This is a genomic window from Archangium sp. (assembly GCF_036388035.1).
GTDB lineage: Bacteria > Myxococcota > Myxococcia > Myxococcales > Myxococcaceae > Archangium.
In genome coordinates this window covers 1-9,275 of the sequence record NZ_DASVSO010000103.1, presented here as the reverse complement: position 1 = coordinate 9,275, position 9,275 = coordinate 1, and the positions used below count along the sequence as shown (strand labels likewise).

General features: G+C 67.5%; 4 protein-coding genes. All 4 read left to right on the top strand.

Annotated elements, in window-relative coordinates:
• The coding region (locus tag VF697_RS04605) for an amidohydrolase family protein (protein WP_331092255.1) at positions 1-1,026 on the top strand (1,026 nt) is incomplete at its 5' end.
• A 45-nt stretch (positions 1,027-1,071) separates the two neighbouring features.
• On the top strand, positions 1,072-6,387 hold the full coding sequence (locus VF697_RS04600) for a trifunctional serine/threonine-protein kinase/ATP-binding protein/sensor histidine kinase (protein WP_331092254.1): 5,316 nt from the start codon (positions 1,072-1,074) through the stop codon (positions 6,385-6,387).
• A 36-nt stretch (positions 6,388-6,423) separates the two neighbouring features.
• The gene (locus VF697_RS04595; RefSeq protein ID WP_331092253.1) at positions 6,424-6,570 is read left to right on the top strand and encodes a transposase; all 147 of its coding nucleotides are present in this window, start codon (positions 6,424-6,426) and stop codon (positions 6,568-6,570) included.
• Between the two features lie 1,613 nt (positions 6,571-8,183).
• Complete coding sequence (locus VF697_RS04590; RefSeq protein WP_331092252.1) at positions 8,184-9,116, top strand: transposase; 933 nt, start codon at positions 8,184-8,186, stop codon at positions 9,114-9,116.
• Positions 9,117-9,275 lie beyond the last annotated feature (159 nt).

The following is a 9,275-nucleotide window of genomic DNA, read 5'->3' as shown; positions in this document are numbered from 1 at the left end:
AGGCCGGAGGACGCCTACATCGCCGAGCTCGTCTCTTCGCTCAGCCAGCTGGACGCGGGGGTGACCACGGTCGTCGACACGTCGCAGGTGGGCCATACTCCGACGCACACCGATGCCGTCATCCGGGGGCTTCAGGAGGCGGGCCGCCGCGCGGTCTTCGTGTACTCACCGGGCGCGGGCCCCGGCAACATCTTCCCGAATGATCTCCAGCGGCTCCGCGGCCAGTACTTCTCCTCGACCGATCAGCTCCTGACCCTGGCGATGGGCGGAGAGGTGTTCGACCCCGCGTTCCGGACCTACTGGGCGATTGGGCGCCAGCAGGGCCTGCCCATCGTGACGCACCTCGTCGGCAGCATCGGCCAGGCAACGCTCGTCGAGCAGCTCGCGAGCGAGGGCCTGCTCGGGCCCGATCTCGTGTTCATCCACGCCAGCCGCATCTCGGAGGGCTCCTGGCAGGCGATCGCCGAGTCGGGTGCGAGCGTCTCGATCGCCGCCCCGATCGAGATGACCATGCGGCACGGCATGCCGCCGCTCCAGTCCGCGCTCGATCATGGAGTCCAGCCCGCGCTCAGCACGGATGTCGAGTGCACGATGACCGCGGACTTCTTCACCCAGATGCGGACCGCCTTCACGCTCCAGCGGGCGCTCATCAACGAGCGCGCGGTGAACGGCGAGACGAACCTGCCCGAGCTCCTCACGTGCCGCGATGTGATTCGCTTCGCCACGGTCGAGGGGGCCCGGGTGGCCAGTCTCTCCCACAAGATTGGCTCGCTGACGCCGGGCAAGGAGGCAGACATCCTCCTGCTGCGCGCGGATGCCCTCAATGTGGCCCCGCTCAACAATGTGCCGGGGGCCGTCGTCACGTTGATGGACCGCAGCAACGTGGACACGGTCATCGTCGCGGGAAGGATCCGCAAGTGGAGAGGAGCCCTGGTCGATGTGAACTGGACCCGCCTCCGCGCCGCCCTCGAGGCGTCCAGGGACTACCTCCTCCAGGCGGCGGGACTCCAGCGCGTGCTCTTCTGAGAGGGGGGGCTTGCATGAGCGGGGCCATGGCGGTGGACTCCCCCCATGTTGAACCTGCCAGGCTACACGCTCCGTCGTCCGGTCCGCGCCACTGACGCGAACATGCTTTTTCTGGCGGTGCGCGAGACGGATCGCGCACCGGTCATCATCAAGACGCCGGTGGGCCCCTTCGCGGGCCCGCGCGAGAACGAGCGGTATCGCCGGGAGCACAGCATCCTGCAGCGGCTCCTGGGCGTGCGCGGCGTCACCCGGACCTATGATTGCGAGCGGGTCAACGACCGCCCCGTCCTGGTCCTGGAGGAGGTGCAGGGGGTGGCCCTCTCCGAGGCGGTGGGCAACCCCTTCGAGCTCGCCCGCTTCCTCGAGCTGGCCGTCGCCCTGGCCTCGACCCTGGCGGAGATTCACCTCCGGGGCGTCATCCACAAGGACATCAAGCCCTCCAACATCATCATCACGCCCTCGGGAGAGCCGCGCATCATCGACTTTGGCGCCGCCACCCTCCAGCGGACCGAGCATGTGGACGCGGCTCCCACCTATCTGCTCGAGGGAACGCTGGCCTACATGTCCCCGGAGCAGACCGGGCGCATGAACCGCGCGGTGGACTACCGCACCGACTTCTACTCGCTGGGCGTGACGTTCTACGAGCTTCTCACGGGAGTCCGGCCGTTCCAGGGGAGTGACGCGCTCGAGTGGTTCCATGCGCACATGGCACAGCAGCCGAGGCCGCCGCACGAGCTCGTCGCCAGCGTCCCGCCCGTGGTGTCCGCGATTGTGATGAGGTGCCTGGCCAAGGTCGCCGAGGAGCGCTACCAGAGCGCCGAGGGGCTGAGGCACGACCTGGCGGAGTGCGTGGAGGGCCTGCGCCGGGGCACCCTCGAGCCCTTCGTGCTGGGCAAGCGGGACATCCCCAGCCGCTTCCAGCTCCCCCAGCGGCTCTACGGGCGCGACGCCCACGTCGCCACCCTGCTCCAGGGCTTCGAGCGCATCGTGGGCGGAGGCAGACCCGAGCTCATCCTGGTCCGCGGCTACTCCGGCATCGGCAAGTCGTCGGTGGTCCACGAGCTGCACAAGCCCGTGGTCCAGCGGCGAGGGTTCTTCCTGAGCGGCAAGTTCGATCAGCTCCAGCGAGATGTGCCCTACGCCACCCTGGCCCAGGCCATCCGGGGGTTGGTGCGGCAACTGCTGGTGGGCACCGATGAGGAGGTTGCCCGGTGTCGTGAGCGCCTGCGGGAGGCCCTCCAGGGCAACGGCCAGGTCATCGTGGAGCTGGTTCCGCAGCTCGCGCTCCTCATGGGCCCGCAGCCGGCGGTCCCGGAGCTTCCGCCCGCCGAGGCGCAGCACCGCTTCAACCAGGTGTTCCGCCAGTTCCTCGGCGTCTTCGCCACCGCCGAGCACCCGCTCGTCATGTTCCTGGACGATCTGCAATGGGCGGACATGGCCAGCCTCCGGCTCCTCCAGTCCCTGCTCACCGAGGAGGACGCGCCACCGGCGCTGTGGATCGGCGCCTACCGGGACAACGAGGTCAGCCCCTCCCACCCGCTGATGATGACGCTCGGGGAGGTGCACAAGGCGAAGGTCCCGGTGACCGACCTCCAGCTCGAGCCGCTGAACCTGGAGCAGCTCCAGCACCTCGTGGGCGATGCGCTCCCAGGCGCGGGGGCGGAGCTCATCGTGCCCCTCTCGGAGCAGGTGCACCAGAAGACGGGCGGCAACCCGTTCTTCCTCCTCCAGTTGATGCTGACGTTGCACCACGATGGCCTCCTGAGCCGCACGCCCGGAGGGGGATGGCGGTGGGATGCCGAGGGCGTCCAGGCCAGGGGGTACTCCGACAACATCGTCGACTTCATGGCTCGCAACCTGCACCAGCTTCCCGCGAGCACCCAGCGCCTGCTCCCCCTGGCGGCGTGCGTGGGCAACAGCTTCTCCCTCGAGATGCTGGCCCTCATCGCCGGCCTGGAGGCGGGCGAGGTGGAGCGGGGCCTCGAGCCCGCGCTCCAGGAGGGCCTGGTGGCGCGCAGCGCCTCGGAGCAGTACCGGTTCCTGCATGATCGCATCCAGCAGGCGGCGCATGTCCTCATCCCCGAAGCAGAGCTCAAGGCGATCCACCTGCGCATCGGGCGCCTGCTGCTGGAGCGCCTGTCTGCCGAGGAGGTGCGCGAGAAGCTCTTCGAGCTCGTGAGCCAGCTCAACACCGGGGTGGAGCTGATCAGCAACGACGAGGAGCGCCACCGCCTCGCGCGCCTGAACGCCGAGGCGGGCTGGAAGGCCCGGGCCTCGAGCGCGCACGGCTCGGCCGCCGCCTATCTCGCGATGGCCTTCACGCTCATCCCGGGCGAGCCCTGGGAGACGGACCCCACGCTGGCCTTCAAGGTGCAGCTGGATCAGGCGAGCAGCGAGCTCGTCAGCGGCAACTTCGCCCAGACCCGCCGCCTCCTGGAGGGGCTGCGCTCCCGAGCGCGGAGGCGGGTGGACATCGCCGCCGCCTACGGCCTGATGCATGAGGTGCACCTCATCGCCGGCGAGATCGAGGCCTCCGTCACCTGCCTGCTGGAGTGCCTGGCCCTGCTGGGCATGCCCATGGACCCGCATCCCTCCTGGGAGGAGGCCGCGGCCGCCCGTGAGGAGGTCCAGGCCCTGCTGGGAGCCCGTTCCATCGAGAGCCTCGTCGATCTGCCGCTGATGACGGACGCGGACATGAAGCCGGTGATGAGCGTCCTGGCCCGCCTCTTCCCCTCCGCCTACCTCACCGACAACAACCTGCTCGTCCTCCATGTCTGCCGGCTGGTCTCCCTGAGCCTCCGCTACGGCAACACCAACGAGTCGGTGATCGCGTACAGCTCGCTCGGCGTGCTGCTCGGCCAGTTCTTCAAGCGCTATCAGGAGGGCTACGCCTACGGCATGCTCGCCTGCGCGCTCGTCGATCGGTACAACCTGACCAACGAGCGGGTCCGGGCGCTCTTCAACCTGGAGATGATCAGCTACTGGTGCCGGCCCCTGGCCGTCGCGCACGAGCACGCGTTGAGCGCCTTCCAGCACGCGCTCCAGACCAACAACTACCTGTACGCCTGCTACATCGTCGGCCATCTCGTCTGGAACCGGCTGGCCATGGGCCCCCCCCTGGACGACGTCTACCAGGACGCGGTCGTCCGGATGGACTTCATGCGCAAGACCGGCTTCGTGGGGGTGGTGGATACCACCCTCATCGTCCTGCGCTACATCCAGCAGCTGCGGGGCGACTCGCCCACGTTCGGCACGCTGGATGGGGAGGGCTTCGACGAGAGGACCCTCGAGGCATCACTGTCGCCGGCCCACATGAGCGCCATGGTGTGCCAGTACTGGCTCTCCAAGATGCAGGCGCGCTTCATGTGCGGCTCCTATGCGGAGGCCCGGGAGGCGGGAGACAAGGCGGGGGCGTTCATCTGGTCCTTCATTGGCATCATCCCGCTGCTGGACTTCCACCTGTTCCGCCCGCTGACCCTGGTCGCGTGCTGCGAGGGAGCGGCGGAGGAGGAGCGGCAGCGGTACCTCGAGGCCGCCGAGGCGCACTGGCAACAGCTCGCGGAGTGGGCAGCCAGCTGCCCCGAGACCTTCCGCGCGCTCGAGCGGCTGGTCTTCGCGGAGCTCGCCCGCATCCGGGGCCGCCTGGACGAGGCGCTCCCCGCGTACGAGGAGGCCCTTCGCGCGGCCCGCGAGAACGGCTTCATCCAGCACGTGGCCCTCGTGTGCGAGCTGGCGGCGAACTTCTACCGCAAGCGGCAGGCCTCCTTCATCGCGGAGGCCTACGCGCGCCAGGCCCGGGAGGCGTACGCGCAGTGGGGGGCCCACGGCAAGGTCAAGCAGCTGGATGCCCTGTGGCCCTCCCTGGTGAGCATGGCGGCACCCGCGAGCGCCACCTCCACCTCCACCTCTACTTCCACCTCCTCGGGGTCCCGGGAGATCGACACGCTCGCCGTGGTCAAGGCTCAGCAGGCCGTCTCCAGCGAGATCGTCCTCGAGCGGCTGGTGTCCACGCTCATGCGGGTCGCCACGGAGAACGCGGGAGCCCAGCGTGGAGCCCTGCTCCTCCCGCGCGGTGACAAGCTCGAGGTCGTGGCCGACACGGAGAGCGCCGCGGGCGGCACGCAGGCCCCGCCGCACGAGGCGGCAGAGGCCACGCTGCCCTGGACGATCCTCTCCTACGTCCGGCGTACGCACGAGCCCGTGCTCATCGGCGACGCGGCGGCGCCCCACCCTTTCTCGGGCGAGCCCTACCTCGAGCACAGCGGGGCCAAGTCCGTGCTCTGCCTGCCGCTGATGCGCCAGGAGTCCCTGTCGGGAGTGATGTACCTGGAGAACAGGTTCGCCTCCGGGGCGTTCACACCGGAGCGCACCCTGCTGCTGGGGCAGCTCGCCTCGCAGGCCGCCATCTCCATCGAGAACGCACGGCTGTACGCCGAGCTTCAGCGCACCGAGGCCGCTCTGCGCAGCGCCAACGACGAGCTGGAGCGGCGGGTGGAGGAGCGCACGCGCGAGCTCAAGCAGGCGCAGGCCCAGCTGGTGGACACGGCGCGTGCGGCGGGCATGGCCGAGGTCGCCTCGGATGTGCTGCACAACGTGGGCAACGTCCTCACCAGCGCTGTCATCAACCTGGAGCACATGCGCTCCGCGGCCACGGCCTCGCGCTTCGACCGGGCGGCTCAGCTCTCCGCCCTGCTCAAGGAGCAGCAGGAGGATCTGGTGGGGTTCCTGACGAGGGATCCGCGTGGCCGCCTCCTACCGGACTACCTCCTGGCCCTCACCGAGGAGCTCGGCCACGAGCGGGCCCAGCTCCGGACGAACCTGCATGAGATGGGCCTGCACCTCGAGCACATCCACGCCATCATCCGGGTGCAGCAGGACTACGCCAAGACGTCACTCATCCTCGGTGAGTGGGACCTCGCCCAGATCATCGAAGACAGCCTGCGCTTCCAGATGGCCGCGCTGCAGCGCCACGGCGTCTCCGTGGCGTGCGAGTTCACCCCCATCCCCAAGATGCAGGTGGACAAGCACAAGGTGCTGCAGATCCTCATCAACCTCCTCAGCAACGCCAAGAACGCCATGACCGAGGTCCCCGAGGGGCAACGTCACCTGTGCGTGCGGCTCACGGCCCAGGAGAATGTGGCCCGGATTCAGGTGGTGGACAGTGGCAAGGGCTTCACGCAGGAGCTCCGCAAGCAGCTCTTCGCGCTCGGCTTCACCACACGCAAGGAGGGGCATGGCTTTGGCCTGCACTCGAGCGCGCTGGCGGCGCAGGTGATGGGGGGACGCCTGCTGCTGGAGAGCGACGGTCCCGGCAAGGGCGCCACGGCCACGCTCGAACTCCCTGTCTCACAGTCCCGCTGACAGGGCGGCCCACACAAGAAAACCCCGGCTCGCCTGATGGCGACCGGGGCCGTGTCGTTCATCCAGTTCTTCGGCTCGGTGTTGCAAGTGACGCCTCACTTCCACTCGCTGGTGCCGGATGGCGTCTTAGAGGCTGTTGAACTGCCCAAGGGACTGCTGGGGCAGCATCGCTACCAAGCGTAATGCCTTGCGTCTGCCCGCCTGCCGGGCAGGCTCTACTGCTCGTGCCTGTCTGGCCCAGTTCAACAGCCTCTTAGCGTGCGCTTCGAGGCGTTACGCCGTCCACGCAAGGTGAGGCGGAGCGACTGCCGCGGATAGTGCGTCACCGGGTGCTGCGTCTGCTGGAGAAAAGAGGGGCCCTGCCCGCGCAAGGGCCCGAGGACGCTCAGCAGGCTTGGCAGGCGCAAGCGCAGCAGCTGCGCTGAACGGAGATGGAAGTCCTGCCCCGTCCTAGAAAGCAGCCCCGGTGCACCTTCCTGGAGGGATTGATTCTCCCTGTACGCCAACACGCAATGGCTGCAGTTTCGCGCCGGGCAGGCGGCTCAAATGGCCGTTTCATAGGAAATGAAATTGACTCGTTCTACCTCTTGTTTCCGCCCTGTTAAATTGACGTCATCCTTTCGCAAGAGGTCCAGGGAGCGGACACGCAGTGGCCCTGCTGGCATGTGTCGCCATATCTGCAGCTTGTGTCGAAACTGCACTGAGTATTTCCATACACAACGCATTCCCAGCGTGAATACCAGTTATTGTAGCAGCAAAGGGATTGAGTAGCGTCACACCAGGACATGGTGCCGCAATTGGGGGAAGTGGCCGCTGCGGACTCCTTGGTGCCCAGCTCAGAGCTATCGAGATCCGGATTCGCATCGGTGGCACCACAGCCCATCGCAAGCGCAGCGCCTGCAACGAACACGGCAAACACGACTAACTTCAAACCACGCATCATAGAACCCCCTCTGTTCTACTCCAATCGTACAACCCAGTCCAACCGCATCAACGTGCCTGTCTGGCCCGCCGCGACCGTCACTCATGCGCCATCTGTAGGCGACGGCAACAATCGAGGCGACATATATCAGAACACCCGACGGTGAAAGGACTTCGTTCTGTCGAAACCTCGAATCTGTTCCCGCCCGGATATCGGGGCTGACCGGGGAAGATACCCCGGGGCGCATAAGAGGAATTGGGGCAAGTCGAGGGCAACGGGTTGGAGCAGAGAGGCAGAGAAAGGCACGCGTGGTGTTGAGCCCCAAGCCGTAACGCTACCTCAGAAGCCCACGCCCCTGCCGCCCCCTTGTGGGGGCCGCCTGGGCCGGCCTGGGCCCCAAGAGGGCTGCACGGCTTCTCCACTTGTCCGGCGCACAGCACGGGCGGCCTCCGTCTGCGGCCCTCCTCGGCCCCTCTGCTCCAACAGCTCCGTCCAGGCCCCGCGCCTGAGCGGAGGCACCATCACCGTCAAGCTCGCGGATGCCAACAACCTCAAGGGCAAGCTCGACGCTCGGTTCGAGGACGGCTCGCGGCTCGAGTGCACCTACGACATCCGCAGCCAGAATTACGTGCCGGGCGACGATCCCACCTACAACGGCCCGCCGTGAGATCGTGACGACTCGAATCAGCGCCCCGTCAGGCGCAGCGTGCCCCGGGGAGGGTGTCCCCCGGGGAGGGTGTCAAAGGACTCGACACGCGGGACTCAAGCCACGCAACGAGACTGGGTATCACTCCGAATCCCCAAGTCATTCCAAGGACTTGAAGCTGGCGCACCGAGTGCATTGGGCCTGGCGACTCGTTCATAGGGGATGGGGATGGGCTGGCCGTTGAGGATGTTCCAGGAGGAGGGTCTCTATTTCGTCACGTCCAGGTGCTTCCAGGGACGGCTGCTGTTGCGTCCCAGCGCGGAGGTGAACGAGGTGGTGGGAGGGGTGCTGGCGCGAGCCGTCCAGCAGAGTGCCGGTAACGTGCGGCTGCACGCTTTCACCTTCGCTTCCAATCACTTCCACCTGCTGGTGTGGGCTCGTGGGGCCGCGCTCGCTTCCTTCATGCAGTACCTGCGCGCCAACCTCTCCAGGAAGGTGGGCCGGTTGGTGGACTGGAGTGGAGGCTTCTGGGAGCGGCGCTACTCAGCGGAGCCGGTGTTGGACGACACGGCGCTGGTGGGGCGGTTGCGCTACGTCTTGGCCCATGGAGTGAAGGAGGGCCTGGTGGAGAGGAGTGCCGAGTGGCCGGGACTCACGTGTCTGGCGCAGCTGCTGGGGCCGGCGAGGCGAGTGTTCCCGTGGTTCAACTGGACCAAGCGCTGGAGCAAGAGGGGAAGCGAGGACACGGCAACAGGGGAGAGGCGCTTCGCCGAGGAACTCGCCGAGCCCGTGGAGTTGGACGTGGCGCCATTGCCGTGCTGGGAAGGACTGGGGGAGGAGGAGAGGCAGCGCGCCGTGCGGGGACTCGTGGAGGCGGTGGAAGCCGAGGCTCACGCACAGGACACGCCTGTGTTGGGGGCGCGAGCTGTACGGGCACAGCACCCGCATACCCGGCCCCAGCACCTCAAGCGGAGCCCTCGGCCGTTGGGGCATGCCTCGACGCGCCAGGCATTGAAGGAGTTGCGTGAGCAGTACCGGGCCTTCGTCACCGCATTCCGAGAGGCGGCGGTACGGTGGATGCGAGGAGATTTCTCGGCCCGCTTTCCGCTCTTCTCTTTTCAGCCGCGTGTCGTGCCGGGTCGCGTCACTCGGATTCTCTGACACCCTCTCTGGACACCCTCTCTGGTCACTCGAATTCTCTGACACCCTCTCGGCCGCGTGTCGTGCCGGGTCGCGTCACTCGAATTCTCTGACACCCTCTCGGCTCGGCAGCCCTCCCCGCGCAAGGGCCCGAAGACGCGCTGCAGACGTATCAGGCGC